Here is a 17,108-nt window from a genome sequence, read left to right as displayed (position 1 = left end):
TGCCTTGCCTGGTCATCGGCAAGGGAAATTCTCTGGCATCGGCCTGTCAAGCGTTTCCCGGAGCGAAAGTGGCGCGGGCACTCAACCAATCAACTCGAACTCCCCCGGCTTCCACGTCTTGTCAAACCATGACTCCAGCGGACCGTAGAGACGCAGGATGACATTCCAGCCCTTGTCCGGAACGGTCTGCACCCAGTTTGCCTCATGGCCTTTCGGCGCGGTGGGGCCGAACCAGATATCCACGGATGTATCGGCGTTGATCACGATGTCCTTCTTCTGGCTACTGATGCTGGGGAACTGCTGGTCGGTTTGCAGCAGCGAGCGGGTCTGGTTGTCGTAAGCAACGAACGACCAGAAGTCCTTTGCCGGGACATGGGGCGGCAGGTGAACCTTGTAGGTCTTGCTGCCATCAAGCGGCTTGCCCTGCGAGTCCGTGGTGGCCGCGGCGTATTGCGATCCGAGGCCGACCTTCTTCAGCGCCATCGCGGGCGTGATACCGATCGCGTAGTAGATAAAGTGGATCCGTGCATCGAGATCGCGCACGCCGGGCTGGGAGAGGAACTGATAATTCCCCCCGACGAAGCATGTGAACCAGGCGCTGTTCGGATAGTAGTAGGTCCCTTCCTGGCGGGACTTGAAAGCAATGGTCCGCGCGGTCGCGTTGCCCACGGCCGCTGCTTCGGTCAGGATTTTCTTCATCCGCTGATCGGGTGCGAACGGCTTGCCTTTTTCGATGCCGATCGCCGCAAGCTGTCCGAGAATTTCAGCGCTGTACGCCTCGTTCGGCTCGTACTGCACAATATTGTTCACTTCCTCGTATAGATGGAAGTCGTTGGGATAAATGGTGTTGAAGGCTTTTCCGGAAACGTTGATAAATTTCATCTTCGGCGGATTCGCGGCGTCGGCCAACCGGTACACCTTCGTGAATTGTTTTGTGTTTTCTACTGCGGTCCGGGTACCGCTCCCGTCAAGGAAGCCTCGCCAGAAGACAAGGTTGCCGTAGGTGCCTGAGCGCAGCACGATGTAGCCCTCGGGCACTTCGCCCGTGTAGCCAGGAGGCAGCAACAGGAACTTGCCTCCCTTGCCTCGGTCCGGGCCGGCCCTGCCGAAATCGGCCACATAGTGGAACCAGTGATCGTCGATCGCGCCGAGCACGTCCGGTGGAGTTTCGATCACCACCGGGCCGTCCTTCGTGTCCACCCACATCAGGTTGTAGATGCTCTCGGTATTCGGTGTCAGGAACCGCGACTTCGAGTCCATCAGGTTTTCCATGATGAGCACAGTCTGGTTGTTATCTGCGCCCTGGCTTGCGAAGCCCAGGCGTAGTGCCTCCGCTGACGCACCCGTCATGGTATTGAGGAAAGCTTCAACGCCCCGTACGTAGTCGAGGTTGTCATAAACCTTCTGGACAGTAGCGTCATCCGGAAACCCGTCGCGGAACTTCAGATCGCCGAAGCGCGTTTGCAGGGAGTCCGCTGTGGTGATAGACGGCGGGATAGGCGTCGTCATTTTCATGTTCGGCGCGGTCTGCGCGTGAGCGGTGGTAAAGACCACTACTGCGGCGAGCGCTGCGGCCCGGATCTTTTGCACAAATGGCATGGTCATCTCTACGTGTAATCGGTTATTCGGATGCGCGCGCTTCAGTCGTTTCCGGCAGACGCTCCAGCAGTGGGGCGGTCCACTCGCCGTCCAATGCGTTGGTCTTCGGCCAATAAAGGCGCAAATACATGCGGAATGCTCCCTTCGGCGCAGGGAGCCAGTTGCTCTCCTTGTCCTTGCCTGGGGATTCGTTCTGGATCAGCAGGGTCACGCCGCCATCGGCGTCGTGCTTCATCTGCGGCAATATCGGCGAGTTGATCAGGTAACGGTTAATCGGGTTGGCTACGAGCAGGCTCCGGGGCATTTCATACATGGTCAACGACCAGAATGCGTTGACCGGCGGCAATTGCCCCGGCGCGAAGCGCAAGGTATAGCGATTCGCGCCATTCAGTTTTTGGCCGGCCTGATCGACGCCGTAGACGGGGTAAATTGCCTCCTGGCTGGACGCGGCGTAAATGCCGAGCACGGCGCCGCCCATACGATAGAGATAGTTGTTCTTCAGGTATTGGCGGGTGCCGAATACGTCACCTGAGGTTACTTTTCTCGCGTCAAACTGTTTCAACAGTCCGCCAAAGTCAGCCCATGCATCCGCCATGCCGGCTTTGATCGCCTCCGCCATTTCAGGCGAGAGCTTACTGGCGTCAAATGACTGGTCCGCACCGACACCGATCCTTGAAAAGCGCTTCATTAGTTCCACTTCGGAAGGATGCGTCGGGCAATAGCGCAGCACGAAGTTCAGGATGTCGAAGAATTCAAGGGAGGTTTTCTGCTCCACGGGCGAAAGCGGTTTGACGAAATCAGGCGCTGGCGCCGCCTTGGGCGCAGGGGCGCCGAGAAATTCCGATAGCGTCTGCACCTTGAAGCCCGCCTGTACCTTCTCCACGTTGCCGATGTCGTTCGCGTCGAACAGTTGCACGCGATAGATCGACATGACGAGATCCGTTTCGGAATGGATTACCTTCTTCACGCCTCTCGGAATCTTGCCCTTCCAGTTCGGCCCAACGATCAGGTAGCTGCCTGCACCGTTGCCCGTACTGCGGCTGCCGATGTAGTCGAAGTTGAAGGTGTAGGCATCGGTTAGCTGGATGCTGTAGTACCGTTTTTTCTCTACTGCCGGCACGGTGAGCACGATGGGCTCGATGCGCAGGTCCAGACCCAGCCAGGAATAGGGCGTGTCCGAGTTGGGTGTCTGGATTGCCGTGTCCGCCGGCGTGTAGACACGAGGCTGGTTGGCGATATGGTTCCAGGGCGCCTTGAACTCCGCGCCATTTCTGTCCACGAAGTAGGTGTACTGGATGCGGTAGTTATCCACGAGAGGAAAGCCGTAGATATAGGCCTCCTTTGCGATGGCGCGGGCCTCAGCGGGTGTCACGGAAGGCTGTGCATTTGCCGTTGCCAGGAATGCGAACGGCGCAAACAGCGCCGTCGCGCACACGATGCTTCCGAATCTCGAGAAGATTGTCATGGGGTTCCTCGTTTTGCGGCGAGTGGTGAGTGATTAGTGGCGCGCGACGCGGGTCCTTGAAAGCGGCTCGGCAACGACGCAATCGTGGTCGCAAAACAGATCGGCATCCGGACCGCGGTCCGCCAACCAGGTGGTCAGAACTTGTGGCGCAGGCCGATGTTGACCGCGGTGGTGGCCATGCCGGGTGCCACGGGGGCACCATAGCTGATGGCCGTGGTCATATTGCCTCTGTTGTTCACATAGCCCACCTGCGCGTAAAGCAGAGTCGTCTTGGACAGGCTGTAGTCGGCGCCGACGGCAGCCTGGGTGGACTTGTTGGTCGAATGGTTGCGGTCCTCCAGGTAGTAGACCCCGCTGGTGACTTCAAAGGCCGGCGTGAAGCGGTAGCCGAGCCCGAGCGAGTACAGATCGAGGTCGACCAGGTTCGAGTGCGCGGGGTTCTTGCCATTGCTGTATGACGCCGAGATCGAGAAGCCCTTGATCGTGTACAACGCCCCCAGATACCAGAAACGGTTATTGTCGAGCCCGCTGGCCACGGTTGTGGGACCGGGATTCGTATCGTGGCCGTTGTAGTACACCGCCGACAGCTTCAATCCGTAGTTCGAATACTTCAACACCGCCGATTCGCGCGTGCCGCCCTGGAAGCTTCCGGCCACGCCGCCCGGCGCGTATTCGAGCTCCGCGCTCACGCCGCCAAAATTGGGCGACCGGTAGACGAGCGCATTGCTGTCGTATAGCGCGCCGATCGGTCCGTTGGTGCTGGTGCCGGGCCAGCCGGCCGCCGTATTCATGCCGATCCAGGCAGTCAGGATGCTGCCGAAGTACTGGGCCGAGCGAACGTCGGTGTCGGCCAGCGCCCAGGCCATCGGCGCAAACTGCCGGCCAGCGTCGATCGAACCGAACGGGCCGGACACGCCGACTGTCGACACCTGATTGAACATCGCAACGGCGCCCGCCGTATCGGACAGACCGAACTTGCCCGTGCCGCTGTCGAAGGTGCCCTGCAGTTTGAAGTTGACGTAGTAGCCGCCGCCAATATCCTCGGTGCCCTTCATCCCCCAAAGACTCGAATAGATGCCGCCATCCTTGTAGCGATACACCTTCCCCAGGTTTTTTGCCGTCGGACTGAATGATGCTGCTGAACTGCTTTGATACAACAGTCCCGAATCGACCACCCCATACAGCGTCACCGACGATTGCGCATAAGCCGAACTTCCGATTGCAGCCAGTGCGGCCGCGGTCAACCATTTCAACTTCATTTTCGTCTCCATTTTTTTATATTGATTCAGTCAATTCCCCAACCGTTCCAATCCATCTTTGCGACTTGAACCGTGAGAGACGTGCCGGGCGTTGCTTTAATGAGCCGCCGCGGCTTGTGGTGCGCGCGCCATGAGGAAGTAGAAAAAGGCCAGCGAGAAGAGCAGATCGCCTGACACCAGCAGAACCAGCCTCGCATTGGCCGACCCCGCGAGGAAGTGCGCGCCGATGATGGCCACGACCCCCAGCTTGGCGCCCATGCTGATCTTGACGAGATCGCGATTACGGTCGGGATTACGTGCCACCAGCCAGTAGCCGACACCAAAGGCGAAGATCGCGAGCAGCGCGACCTGGTCGAAGACGCCCGAGCTGGGGGAGGGAGTCAGGCGCAGCGCAGCGGCCATCCCCGAGGCCGGATGCAATAGCACGACGGCTGCGAAATTGAAAATGGCCGCGACGTAGAACAGCACGCGTGCATGTCTGAGCTGCATGATTGTCCTTTCTTATTTGCTAAGGATGTGGATTGCCAGCGCGGCTTCTTCGACGCCCTGCAGGCCGCCGCCGTTTTCCTGGATCGCATGGCGCGCGCCATGGACCTGGCGCACTCCCGCTTCGCCGCGTAGCTGGGTGACCAGTTCGTAGAGCTGACCGATTCCAGTCGCGCCGAGGGGATGCCCCTTGGACTCGAGGCCACCGGACGTGTTGATAGGGATGCGGCCGCCCAGCGTAAACTCGCCGCGTTCCGCGCAGGGGCCGCCTTCGCCCAACGCCGCCAGTCCGAGGTTCTCGGCCTGGATGATCTCGCCCATGGCCGACGCGTCGTGCACCTCTGCCACATGCATGTCCTGCGGACCAAGGCCTGCAATCTCGTACGCCTGGCCAGCCGCCAGTCTGCCGATGTTCAGGTCCGGCCGCTCCAGCGGCCGGTGGGTGAAACTGCGCAGCACGCTCGCCGCCACCTTGATACAGCGGCTGCGGTCTGCGCCGATGCGACGCAAGCCGTCTTCGGTGCAGACGATGGCCGCCGCCGCGCCATCCGATAGCGGAGCGCACATGGGCAGCGTAATCGGGTAAGTGATCGGCGGCGCTGCGAGAATCTCGTCTATCGTGAAAGGCTGACGGAATTGCGAATAGGGGTTGTGCACCGAGTGCGTGTGGTTCTTGGCCGACACGGCAGCAATCTGCCGCTGGGTCGTGCCGTAGGTGTGCATGTGGTGGCGGCACAGTGCGGCGTAGATGGCCATGAAGCGGCTATAGGGCTTGTCGGACTCGCTGCCTGGCGGCGGTGTAATGCCGGCGCCCATGGTCATGAGCGTCTGGTAATTTTCCTCGGCGCGCGAAACGTCCCAGCCCGCTTCGAACAGCGAGAAGGCCTTCGCCTTGTCTGGGATGTTCATCTTCTCTGCACCGAGCGCCAGCGCCACGTCACAGGCACCCGCCCTCAGGCTTTGCAGCGCCAGATGCACGGCCGTGCTGCCCGACGCACAGGCGTTTTCCACGTTGACGACAGGAATGCCCTCAATGCCGATCCTGGAGAACAGGACCTGCCCGGGAATGGTGATCTGACCTTGCAGGGCGCCATTTGTCATGCCGCTATAGAAGGCCGTACCAATGTCGCCGCGGCTGCAGCCAGCATCCTTCAGGGCGCCGTCCAGGGCCTCGCGAGCCAGATCATCGAGCGCGCGGGCCGTGTGGCGGCCGAACACCGTCATGGCGATGCCGGCGATATAAAGCTGCTCCATAAAGCGCCTCAGTTAAGGTATTTGAAGAGCGACGGATAGCTGTTCGGGAACAGGCGCGAGATCCAGTGCACCGTGCGCGAGCGATAGCCAGTCAGGATGCGTTGCTTGCCGGCCTCGATGCCGCGCAGAATGTCTTTCGCGCATTGTTCTGGCGGCGTGACCAGCATCTTCTCGGCCTTCGCGGCGAACTCTACTTCCAGCTGGTTGGCTAGCTTGACGCGCCGCCCCGCCCGTTCGATGTTGGTGCGGATACCCCCAGGGTGGACGCACACCGCTCGCACGCCGCTGCCCTTCAGTTCCGACCACAGGCATTCGGTCAAGCCGCGTACGCCGAACTTGGAGATGTTGTAGGCGCTCTGCGTCGGGTAGCCGAGCAGGCCGAAGATGCTGGAGATATTGACGAGGCAGCCTTCACGCTGGTCCAGCATCAGCGGCAGAAAGGCCTTGCTGCCGTGGATCACTCCCCAGAGATTGATGCCCAGCTGCCATTCGATTTCCTCGAGGGTCGAATGTTCGAAGGTGCCCACCAACGTGGCGCCGGCGTTATTGAACACAAAGTGCACCGCGCCGAAGTCGCGTTCAACCTCGGCCGCATGGCTCAGCACTGCCTCGCGGTCGGCCACATTGAGCTTGTAGCCGCGAGCCTCAATCCCACCGCACTGGGCGATGGTGGTGGCCAGGCCGGCTTCATCGATGTCCGACAGCGCGAGCCGCGCGCCGCAGGAGGCAAGCTCGATGGCCAGCGCGCGCCCAATGCCGGAGCCAGCGCCTGTCACGACGGCAACCTTGCCGAGAAAGGTTGGGGCGCTCATTCCAGCCCCGCCATCGGTGCCCAGACGTGGGTGAAGTTGCACATCTCCATCCCGCGGGTCTGCATGCCGCCGCCCATGGCAGCGCCGATACGCGTCCTCGCGCCGCTGGTTTGGGCAGACTGGAGGAACAGGCGTTCCTCCAGTGCCAGGTCGTCTTCGATCTTGCGGTCGGTGGCATCCACCATGTGTTTGGCCTGCGCCAGCGCGGCGGCCGGGAAACCCGCGATACGGGTTGCCAGCGCGCTCACGAAGTAGTCGATCTCCGTTGCGGGCAGCGCACGATTGACCCAGCCATACCGTTCCGCGGTCTCTGCGTTGAAGTCCGCGCAGCCGAGGATGATTTCTAGCGCACGGCCGCGGCCCACAAGACGCGGCAGGCGAGCCGAGCCGCCCGCGCCGGGGATGATGCCAACTCCGACCTCGGGCTGGCACAGGAAGGCGCGCCCAATGGCCGCAAAGCGCATATCGCAGGCGAGGGCCAGTTCGCTGCCGCCACCACGGCAGCGTCCTTCGATCTTGGCGATGGTCGCTTTCGGCATGGTGCGGAAGCGGTCCAGGATAGCGTGGACGTCGCCGAGTTTCTGCTCGCGCGGCGCGGGTTGGGCCGGCAGATGAGGGATCACGGACACGTCGCCGTGGGCGATGAAGAAGTCCGGGTTCGCGCTTTGCAGAATGACGACCTTGACGGCCGCGTCGGCTTCGAGCATGCGGCCGGCACGGTCCAGATCGGCCAGCATCGCCAGGTCCATCAGATTGATCGGACCGTGGTCGAAGGTGACGCGGGCTACGCCGGCTACAACGGCCACGCGCAGGGTAGTGAAGTCCTGATAATCCATGAATGTCTCCGATTTTGTCTTTGTCAGATTTGTCGCTGCGCCGCGACCCAGTACTGGGCCCGCAATTCCTTTTTAAGCACCTTGCCGATCGTGCTGCGCGGCAGGGCCACGGTGAACTCCACACTCTTCGGCGCTTTGACGCTGCCTAGTTTTTCCTTGCAGAGCGCGATCAACTCTTCAGCCGTCACGCTTTGGCCCGGGTTGAGTTCGACAACAGCCTTTACCGCTTCGCCCCACTGGGCGTCCGGCACGCCGATCACGGCGCAATCCTGCACCGCGGGGTGAGCCCAGATCACCTGTTCCACTTCGCTTGGGTAGACATTGAAGCCACCGGTAATCAGCATGTCCTTCTTGCGGTCAGTGACATACAGGTAGCCTTCGGCATCCAGGTGGCCGATGTCGCCGGTGTGAAGCCAGCCATCGATGATCGTCTCGGCGGTCTTGTCGGGCGCCTTGTAGTAGCCCTTCATCACGAGATCGCCACGCACGCAGATTTCGCCGGTCTCGCCTGTAGCGAGAATGCAGTTCCGTTCGTCCATGATCTCGACCCGGATCAACGGACTGGGACGGCCCACCGACGACAGACGCTCGTCGCTGGCGAGGGTGCCGCCGGCGAAATGCTGGTCCGGCGGCAGCATCGCGATGGATGCCGGCGCCTCGGTCTGACCGTAGCCGCCGGCCATGACCGGGCCGAACACCTTGATTGCTTTTTTCAGTTTGTCGACCGACATCGGCGCTGCGCCGTACAGGAAGTACCTGAGCGAACTGAAGTCCAGCTTCTCGATGCCGGGCACTTCCAGCAACCGGTAAATGACGGTCGGCGGCAGGAAGAACTCGGTGACGCGGTGACGTGCGATGGCGCGCAGCATGAGAGCCGGGTCCGGCTTGGTCACCACGACCACCGTGCCGCCGCGCGCGGTGGTGGGCAGCGACAGCAAGCCTGCGGTATGCGTCATCGGTGCGGCGGCCAGGTTGACCGGCCGCTCGCCGTGGCCGTAGTGGCAACCCAGCATGTAGTGCGCCACGAAGGTCTGAACGCTGCGGTGAGTGTTCATCACCCCCTTGGGCGTGCCGGTGGTGCCGCCGGTCGGCGAGAGCATGACCAGGTCATCCAGGCGGTATTCGACATCAGGATGGGTGGCAGGGTGTGCTCTGCACCACGCGTTCAGTTCGGTCTCGATGCAGATCCAGAGGCGGACCTTGGGCAATGCCCCGCGCAGGGCTTCAATAGTGGGCGCGTAGGCCTGCTGGTAGAACACCACATCGCAATCGAAGGCGTCGAGCAAAGCCCGGTTTTCTTCGCCGTTATTGCGCGCATTCACCGGAATCCAGGCCATGTTGGCGCGCCACAGGCCAAGCGTACAGGTCCACGCCTGGACGTCGTTGCCGGCCCAGACAGCGCCCTTTGCGCCGTCGCCCAGGACTGCGGCCCGTAGTGCATGGGCAATGCGGCACGACTGTTCGCCAACCTCGCGAAAGCTGAACTCACGCTCGTCCTGGATATAGGCTGCGGCGTCCGGCGCACTGCGCCAGCCGCGGTCAAAAAAATCGATAATAGCCATTACGTCCCTCGAACAGATGTCGGTCAGAGTTGCATGACGTGGCCGCGCGCCAGCCCGCGTTGCTCCATGAATCCGAGCAGGTAGCGGTGGTCGAACGCCTGGCATGCCGAAGCAAAACCAACCTTGCGCGTTTCACCGTCCAGCAGCTTCATGACGGCGGCAGTCTGCAGGGCGCCCGTCGTGATGTACGGTGTGATTGAAGTGACGCTGGCCCGCACGCTGGCCAACTGACCGCGTCCGATCGCGATGTCGACCGACCGATTGAGCGTGGTGCGTTCGCGCGGCGGCATCGACGGGGTAGTGGCCGCGACGAATTGCGCCATGACGCCGTCCTGCGCCTCACTCGGCAAATGCTTGAATTCCTCTTCCCACTTCCGGCTCAGGCCGTGCACCATGCGCATCGCCGGGTTGTCGTAAAAGCCGACCATCGATCTGCAATGACGGACACGCGGATCACGCTCATAAATCACCGGCAGCGACGTGCCACCCCAAGGCAGGCAGAACACCGGTTTCAGGAATTCAGGTACACAGATTTGCTCGGAGCTGCCAACCGGCCATTCGAGCATCTGGTTGTCCCACAGATGCATCTGCTTGCTGCGGAATAGCTCGAAAATGGATGCAGTTGAGCCGACCGTCACGCCGGAGCCTTGCATCGGGCCGCGCGAGAGGCTGGCCGTTTCCAGCGCATCAACGCCTGGCGTTTCTAGCGCGAGCTCGGCTGCAATTTCGCCCACCGTGTACATGTACGAGACCGAGGGCGACAGCAGCAGTCCCGCTTGCGCATAGCTCTCGCCGAAGCGTTCGCGCGCTTCCATGATGTAGCCTTGCTCGCCGGTGGTGTCCAGGTGGTGGCAGCCCGCTTTCAGTGCGGCTTCCACCGCGGTCAGGCCAAAATTGACGAACGGGCCGACCATGTTGCACACGACTTTCGCGCCCTTGAACGCGGCAGCCAGCTTGTCGACGTCGTGCTCGCATTCGATGATTTCGTAGGTGGCCGATTCCAGGCGCACTACACGCTGTTTCATCATTTCCAGCGTACGCCCGGCGTTGCGCGCCACGGCGGTAAAGGGAATGTTCTGGTCGATCAACCAGTCCATGGTGAGCATGCCGGTGTAGCCGCTGGCACCATAGACAACGACACTGTGCTTTGCCATCTTGTCTCCAATGGGGGGTGTGTTATGAGCCATATGCTAAGCAAGCGGGTGATCCAGAATTTGTTATTTCACGCCATAAATTTGTGATTTAATGCCAGCATGTCGACACCGTATTTCCGTGCCTGGGTACTGCAGGGCCTGAGCCAGACCATCGCCAACGTGGGGGGCGATGCGGATGCCTACGCGGATCGTTTCCAGTTGCCGTTGAGGCTGACGGGCGATGCAGACGTGCAGTTTCCGGGTGATCGATTGGTCAGATTGCTGGAAGCATGCGCAGCGGACTTGAACTGTCCCGACTTCGGCCTGCGCGCAGGATTCGCCCAGGGGCGCGACGCGCTCGGACCGATTGCGTTGGTTGCGCTTCATTGCGCGACGGTAGGTGAGGCCATTGAGGCGATTGCGCGCTATCTGAATCTGCTCAATTCGGCGTTGGAACTGCAACTGCGGAACAAGCGCTCCGGTTCGCGTATGTCGTACGAGCTCAAGGTTCTGCGCGCCGGTCCTTCCCGTCAGTTCGAACAATGGACGCTGGCCGTGGGGCTGCGCGTGTTCCGGCTGATAGCAAGTGATCAGGCCCGTCCCAAGGCGATCCTGCTACCGCACGCGCCGTTGTTGCCGTTGACGCACTACACGCAATTTTTTGGTTGCCCGGTGCGATTCTCACAAGCGGGATATGGAATAGAACTCTTCACTGCCGACCTGAAGCGGCCGATGTTGCGCAATGATCCAGAACTGAAAAGCCTGATTAGTAACTACATCGAGAAGAGCGCGGACCCGGCTGTCAATTCATTACGTGATCAGATAGATCTGATGGTGCGCAAGTTGCTGCCGACGGGACGATGCACTCTGGAGACGGTGGCCGGGCATTTTTACGTGAGCGTACGCACGCTGCAGCGACGCCTGGAGCAAGACCAACTCGTGTTCGAAGATCTGGTTGAGGCGGCACGGCGTGCTGGGGCGGAGCAATATCTTGCTGACCCGACTGTGCGTCTGTCAGTGGTGGCGGGTTTGCTTGGGTACGCAACCCAGAGTTCGTTTAGTCATGCTTTCCGACGCTGGCACGGGCTGTCGCCGCGGGAATGGCGCAAGCATCGCATTGCTGAAAGGCGATAGTTGTCCACGCCAATTGATCTGAAATTTCATCAGACAGCCAGTGCGGAGTTGAGCAAGGGCGCCCTCGCTGGTTCTGACGTGTAATCGCGGAAACTAGTCAGAATCGTCGCTCTCCGCGCGAAAATCTGAAAGTGGATCAAGGTCTAATTTGGAACAACAATTGCGCGGTCGCGTTTCAGATGGGCGCGAAATTGCGCAGGCGTGGTCCCATGCGCTCTGCGAAAGCTCGACGTGAAATGGCTTTGACTGCTGAACCCGCAGTCTTGCGCGATGCGCCCGATCGGCTGGTTGCTCGTGGTGAGCATCGTACGGGCCTGTTCCAGGCGCGCCGCGAGCACATATCGGTGCGGCGGCCCGCCGGTCACCTCCTGAAACAACCGGCAAAAATGCGCGCGGCTAACCTTGGCGCAATCGGCCAGCACCTGGGTCGACAGGTCGTCCGTCAGGTGCTCCCGAATGTAGCCAAATACCGCCAGCAAGCGGGAAAAATGGATGTGTGTGGCGTTGACGCTGCTGGACACCGATGTGCTGAGCACACGACAAACCTGCTCCAGCATGACGCCCGCAAGCCGCTCCATGAAGCCTGAATCGGCACGATCGCCTTTTTGCAATTCATTCGCCAATTGCAGGGCGGCTGCGCCGACAAGTGGATCACCTAGCAGTTGTGGTTCGGCGCTCAGGCACGCGAGCGAACGCAAGCGGCCGGTGATCCCGCACGATTCGTCCGGCAGATAAAAAATCGCAAAGTCCACCGCGCCTGCGTAGTGCCAGTGCGTGGCGCAATTCGGTGGAATCAGCCACGCCTGGCAGGGCAGGCTCATCGTTCGTGCCTGACCTGCGTCGCCCTCATGTACGTGCGCGCCATCGAAATGCGCGACGAAGACTGTCGCATTCAGCCCGGATACGCTCCGCTCCACTTTCTGAAACAGATAACGCTCGACATAGATAGACGATTCGCCGCCGATCCATCCCTCGGCAATCGGTTCGCTGCCTAATTCCTTGCGCGTTTCGAGCCGATGCTCCATTTAGCCTCACTCCTGTTGCCATTCGCTTCGTGGCGATCCCAGCCTCGCTGCTCAATGAGCGGATTTTGATAGATATTGCCTGCTTCCGTGAAAGATGCAAATCGATGTCTGGCTCAGACTCGCTGTGCTGGTCGACCGAACGCACCATCCAAAGTGAGAAGGAGAGAGACATGTTGAAGTTAAAAAGAGAATTGACCCTGCCGGCTGCTGGCCTGACGGGCTTTGAGACGCCGTTGACAGAAGACGAAACGGCCATCCAGGATGCCGTCCACTACTTCGCGAAGAACGTATTGCGTCCGCTCGGGCAGGAGCTTGACAAGATGAGCGCCGCTGACGTCTGCGCGCCCGGTTCGCCTTACTGGTCCGTGTTTCAGGAAGTGGCCAAGCTAGGACTGGACCCTGGTCTGTTCTCCCAGCTAGACCCGCATGTGGCGGTTCGGCTGGAGTCGCTGATCGGCGAGGAGCTTGGCTGGGGCGATGCTGGCCTCGCCGTGTCGATCGGGGCTGCGGGATTTCCGTTGCAAATGGCGATGGCCAGCGGCAATCAGGAACTGATCGATGTCTGTGCTGGAAAAATTGGCTGCTGGATCATCACTCACCCCGACAAGGGCAGTGACATCATGGTCTACGACATGCAGCGCGAATGGCCGCACGGCAAACCCGGCAACAAGGGCAGCCTGTGCGCCAAGGTCGATCGTGATGAAATCATCATCAACGGCCAATGCTCGGCCTGGGTCTCAAACGGGGCGGTGGCGCAAGTGGCGCTGGCCCAGATGGCCGCTGATTACGGCGACGGTTTTTTCGACGCCGAGGGTCGCCCGCACGGCATCGCGGCGATCATCCCGCTCGACCTGCCCGGCATTTCGCGCGGCAAGCCGCTCGACAAGATCGGCCAGCGCGCGCTGCCGCAAGGCGAAATCTATTTCGACAATGTCAGGTTGCCGATTCGTTTCGCGGTCGCGCTGCAGGATGACTATTACGGCAATCAGTCCTCGGCCTGGTCATATGCCGGTACCCACATGTCGCAGGTCTTTACCGGCCTGGCCCGCTCCGCCTTCGAAATGGCCTTGCAATACTGTCACGAACGCAAACAGGGCGGACAACTGCTGATCGATCATCAGTTGACCCGCTATCGTCTGGGTGACATGCTGCGCCGGGTCGAGTTGGCTCGTTCAGTCGCTCGCCGCTCGCTGGCCTATGCACGCCAGTCGCCGCTGACGCATCCTTATGCCACGGCGTCGGCCAAAGTGACGGTCACCGAAGAGGCGCTGAAGGTCGCCAGTGAAGCCTTGCAACTATTTGGCGGCGCCGGTACCTCGCGCGAATTCCCGATTGAGAAGCTGTTCCGTGATGCACGCTCGGCACTGATCGAAGACGGCGAAAACTACATCATCACGGCCCGCGTGGGGTTGCTGGCGCAGCAGCTGTATGCAGAGGGCTGGACGCGAAACTAGGACGACGTCAATCCTGTGCCTGCAGCGCCGAATACCGGCGTGGGCGGGCAAAATTCGGGTACAGAATAATTAACATGGACTACGAAAAACCAGATTTTCTTGACAACATCAAGACAGAGGGGATTTTCGCCGGGGTAAGCACAAAATTCTGAAGCGCAGGATACTGTCGGCAGCGCTTCATCCAGTAGCTCCTCGATCCCGCTTGCGCACCATGCGTGCTTCGGTTCCACGCGCTAGGGCGAATTCCGCCGCGCATTCGCGCGGCGCGACAGCATATTGAGGCCCTCGACGAATGCCGAGAATGCCATCGCAGCATAGATGTAACCCTTGGGCACATGCGAACCGCAACCTTCCGCGATCAGCGTCATACCGATCACGAGGAGAAAGCCCAGCGCGAGCATCACGACTGTCGGATTGCGGTCGATGAAGCGCGACAGCGGCCCCGCCGCGAACAGCATGACCGCTACCGCTGCGATTACCGCGACGAGCATGATCGGGATGTCGTCGGTCATGCCGACGGCCGTCACGATGCTATCGATGGAAAACACAAGGTCGAGAACCAGTATCTGACCGATCGCGGACCACGGCGTCAGCGTCGATGCATTGCGTTCGGATACCTCGTCCCCGGCTTCACGCGTAACGTGATGATGGATTTCCGTGGTGGACTTCCAGACCAGAAACAGGCCGCCGCCGATCAGGATCAGATCGCGCCACGAGAAGCCATGACCGAGCGCGTGGAAAAGGGGATACGTGAGCCTGACGATCAGCGCCACAGTACCCAGCAGACCAAGTCGCATAACCACCGCGAGTGCGATGCCCAGGCGCTGTGTGCGTGCGCGCTGTGCTACGGGTAGTTTGTTGCTGAGAATTGAGATGAAGATGAGATTGTCAATGCCGAGTACGACTTCCATCACGACGAGCGTCGCAAGGGCCGCCCACGCGGTGGGGTCGCCTGCCAGAGCAATCAGGTAGTCCATGAGCTTGGGGAAAAAGCACAATCAATCGAATTCGAACGGTTCACCGAACAGCGAAGGAGGGCAGCACTCGGCCTGACGCAAAGTCTAGCGACAAATGCGCTCTCTTCATATTGGGCCTTGGTCCATGCCCCCTGGCGTTTGCAGCAAGGGGACCGCCTCGATACCGGCTTCAGCTCTCGCTCCAATCTGGAAGGGCCTGGATTTGCCCGCGCTGCCGATGCGTTCCTCGTCGAACATGTGCGAACGGAGGCCGCCTGGGTATTGGCTGCCGGCCCGGACGGCAGCACCGCTTTGGGGAAATTCTGCGTCAGGCAGTAGCCGATCAGCCTCAGGAAAGCTCGGCTATAATCTCGGCCATGAAATTTCTCCGGACATTGCTCCTCCTGCTGCTTTGCGCTGTGCTGCCCATCAGTGGGCTGGCAGCAAGCGGCTTGACTGGAGAATGTCCGATGCAGATGAGCATGGGTTCTGACGAAGGCAGCGCAATGTCGTCGGAAATGCCCGGCTGCGAGATCATGAAATCCTCCCAACCGGGAAAGACCAAAGGGTTCTTCTGCAAGGCAACGGCGCAATGCCAGCTTGGCAGCCTTTATCACCCGGTGTCACGCATCGAAGTTACCCGCCCTGCGGGACTGTCCAGCCCCGTCGTATTCCACTATGCGCAGTCGCTCACCGTCCGCGAACCGGCCGGTTTCTGGCGACCTCCTCGCGCCAGCTAATCCCTTGCTGACAGGTTCGCCGCATTAGCGGCGATGTCGTCCTGCGTGCAGGACGTGGATTCCCTATGGGAGTCCGCCGTTGGGGTTAGACCATGCCTTTGACCATTGGCACGCCGTCATGCCGGCGTACGCCAGTGCGCGTGCATTCAATTTTTGCCGCGCTGATTCTCACGAGCGTCGCTGCATACGCTCAGGAAACACCCGTCACGCTCGATGCGGCGCTTCAGGCTGCCACGGACCACTCCGCCATCATGGGGGCTGCACAGGCTTCAGTACGCGCCAGTTCGGAAGCGGCCGTTAGGGCCGGTCGGTTGCCCGACCCGACGCTCAAGGCCGGTGTCGACAACCTGCCGGTGACCGGGCAGCAGAAATACACCATTGGCCAGGATTTCATGACGATGCGTCGGATTGGCATCGAGCAGGAATGGGTGTCGGGCGACAAGCGCCGACTCCGGTCCGACCTGGCGAACGACGTGGTGGACCGCGAGCGGGCCGGCTACCTTGGCCAGTTCGCGAACACCCGTCAGCAAACGGCGACAGCCTGGCTGAGCGTGGTCTATGCAAAGAAGGCCGTTTCGCTACAGCAGGAACTCGTTGGCCACATGACCCACGAACTCGACGCGACGAGAGCGTCCTATCGCGGAGCTAAAGCGACTGCGGCAGATGTGACCCAGGCTCAGGCGATGCTCGCGCAGACCAAGGACCAGTTGCTCAAGGCGCAGCAGACACTGCAGACCTCGTTCATCGGTCTGTCCCGCTGGACGGCAACGCCCGTTTCGGACGTCACCGGCGAGCCACCGGCACCACAGTCATATGTGTCATCGCTGCCGCCGGAGGAGCTGAGTCAGGTGCAACCGGTGCTCATCGCAGCATCGCGGGACATTACTGTCGCCGATGCCGATACCGCCGTAGCAAATAGCAATCGCAGTCCTAACTGGACCTGGGAAGTCGCTTACCAGCAGCGCGGCGGAGCGTACTCGAACATGGTGTCAGTTGGCGTCAGCATTCCGCTTCCCATCAACCGCAAGAACCTTCAGAACCGGGACGCCGCCGAGAAGGCGGAACTGGGCACCAGGGCGCGACTGATGTACGAGGATGCGCAGCGCCAGGTTGAAGCGGACATCCGCGCACAGTCTGCCACTCTCGCGAGCGGTCGCGAGCGCATCGCGAATCTCACCCATTCCTTGCTCCCGGCTGCAGACCAGCGCGCGCAACTCGCGGTTGCCGCATACAGGGCAGGGACTGGCTCGCTGGCCGATGCCTTCGCAGCGAGGCGCGCACAGCTCGACGCTGAACTTCAGGTGCTGGACCTGCAGCGCGACGTGTCGCAAACGTGGGCCCAGCTCGAATACCAGGTCGTGCCCGCAACGATGTCCGTGGGTCAGTGAAGGAG

General features: G+C 60.9%; 15 protein-coding genes. 4 read left to right on the top strand and 11 right to left on the bottom strand.

The annotated features are described in order from the left end of the window. Window positions 1–81: 81 nt before the first annotated feature. The 9 genes from PQR27_RS26060 to PQR27_RS26020 form a co-directional block, all read right to left on the bottom strand. Window positions 82–1,599: a DUF1254 domain-containing protein gene (locus PQR27_RS26060; RefSeq protein ID WP_408526495.1), complete on the bottom strand. Its 1,518-nt coding sequence runs from the start codon at window positions 1,597–1,599 to the stop codon at window positions 82–84. 22 nt (window positions 1,600–1,621) lie between these two features. Next, complete coding sequence (locus PQR27_RS26055) at window positions 1,622–3,064, bottom strand: DUF1254 domain-containing protein (protein ID WP_408526494.1); 1,443 nt, start codon at window positions 3,062–3,064, stop codon at window positions 1,622–1,624. Window positions 3,065–3,198: 134 nt separating this feature from the next. Next, entirely contained in the window at window positions 3,199–4,323 is a 1,125-nt protein-coding gene (locus PQR27_RS26050) for a porin (RefSeq protein ID WP_408526493.1), read from the bottom strand. A 96-nt stretch (window positions 4,324–4,419) separates the two neighbouring features. Further along, window positions 4,420–4,812, bottom strand: a complete 393-nt coding sequence (locus tag PQR27_RS26045; RefSeq protein ID WP_408526492.1) for a hypothetical protein — start codon at window positions 4,810–4,812, stop codon at window positions 4,420–4,422. 12 nt (window positions 4,813–4,824) lie between these two features. Beyond that, window positions 4,825–6,063 (bottom strand): thiolase family protein, encoded by a 1,239-nt coding sequence (locus PQR27_RS26040; RefSeq protein ID WP_408526491.1) that lies wholly within the window; start codon window positions 6,061–6,063, stop codon window positions 4,825–4,827. An 8-nt stretch (window positions 6,064–6,071) separates the two neighbouring features. Next, on the bottom strand, window positions 6,072–6,839 hold the full coding sequence (locus PQR27_RS26035) for an SDR family NAD(P)-dependent oxidoreductase (protein ID WP_408526490.1): 768 nt from the start codon (window positions 6,837–6,839) through the stop codon (window positions 6,072–6,074). Window positions 6,840–6,871: 32 nt separating this feature from the next. Then, window positions 6,872–7,711: an enoyl-CoA hydratase/isomerase family protein gene (locus tag PQR27_RS26030; RefSeq protein WP_408526489.1), complete on the bottom strand. Its 840-nt coding sequence runs from the start codon at window positions 7,709–7,711 to the stop codon at window positions 6,872–6,874. Between the two features lie 23 nt (window positions 7,712–7,734). Continuing rightward, window positions 7,735–9,273, bottom strand: a complete 1,539-nt coding sequence (locus PQR27_RS26025) for an AMP-binding protein (protein WP_408526488.1) — start codon at window positions 9,271–9,273, stop codon at window positions 7,735–7,737. A gap of 23 nt (window positions 9,274–9,296) precedes the next feature. Next, window positions 9,297–10,427 carry a saccharopine dehydrogenase family protein gene (locus PQR27_RS26020; RefSeq protein WP_408526487.1) on the bottom strand — a complete coding sequence of 377 codons (1,131 nt, stop codon included), beginning with the start codon at window positions 10,425–10,427 and terminating at the stop codon, window positions 9,297–9,299. Window positions 10,428–10,526: 99 nt separating this feature from the next. Here PQR27_RS26020 and PQR27_RS26015 point away from each other — a divergent pair, with 99 nt between their 5' ends. Then, a complete protein-coding gene (locus PQR27_RS26015; RefSeq protein ID WP_408526486.1) occupies window positions 10,527–11,540 on the top strand; it encodes an AraC family transcriptional regulator in 1,014 nt (337 codons plus the stop codon). A gap of 143 nt (window positions 11,541–11,683) precedes the next feature. Here PQR27_RS26015 and PQR27_RS26010 read toward each other — a convergent pair whose 3' ends face one another. Further along, window positions 11,684–12,565 carry a helix-turn-helix domain-containing protein gene (locus tag PQR27_RS26010; protein ID WP_408526485.1) on the bottom strand — a complete coding sequence of 294 codons (882 nt, stop codon included), beginning with the start codon at window positions 12,563–12,565 and terminating at the stop codon, window positions 11,684–11,686. 170 nt (window positions 12,566–12,735) lie between these two features. On the opposite strand from PQR27_RS26010, the gene PQR27_RS26005 reads away from it, so the two are divergent. Beyond that, the gene (locus PQR27_RS26005; RefSeq protein ID WP_408526484.1) at window positions 12,736–14,019 is read left to right on the top strand and encodes an acyl-CoA dehydrogenase family protein; all 1,284 of its coding nucleotides are present in this window, start codon (window positions 12,736–12,738) and stop codon (window positions 14,017–14,019) included. 233 nt (window positions 14,020–14,252) lie between these two features. On the opposite strand, the gene PQR27_RS26000 is transcribed toward PQR27_RS26005, so the two are convergent. Next, a complete protein-coding gene (locus PQR27_RS26000) occupies window positions 14,253–14,996 on the bottom strand; it encodes a TerC family protein (RefSeq protein ID WP_408526483.1) in 744 nt (247 codons plus the stop codon). A gap of 356 nt (window positions 14,997–15,352) precedes the next feature. Between PQR27_RS26000 and PQR27_RS25995 the strand changes: the two genes are divergently transcribed. Together PQR27_RS25995 and PQR27_RS25990 are read left to right on the top strand one after the other, a co-directional pair. Beyond that, window positions 15,353–15,715 (top strand): hypothetical protein, encoded by a 363-nt coding sequence (locus PQR27_RS25995; RefSeq protein WP_408526482.1) that lies wholly within the window; start codon window positions 15,353–15,355, stop codon window positions 15,713–15,715. 92 nt (window positions 15,716–15,807) lie between these two features. Next, window positions 15,808–17,103: a TolC family protein gene (locus tag PQR27_RS25990; RefSeq protein ID WP_408526481.1), complete on the top strand. Its 1,296-nt coding sequence runs from the start codon at window positions 15,808–15,810 to the stop codon at window positions 17,101–17,103. Window positions 17,104–17,108: the final 5 nt, after the last annotated feature.

This window comes from Paraburkholderia fungorum, assembly GCF_046027215.1.
GTDB classification, from domain to species: domain Bacteria; phylum Pseudomonadota; class Gammaproteobacteria; order Burkholderiales; family Burkholderiaceae; genus Paraburkholderia; species Paraburkholderia fungorum_D.
The sequence above is the reverse complement of the archived record's forward strand: the minus strand, read 5'-3'. Positions and strand labels throughout refer to the sequence as shown.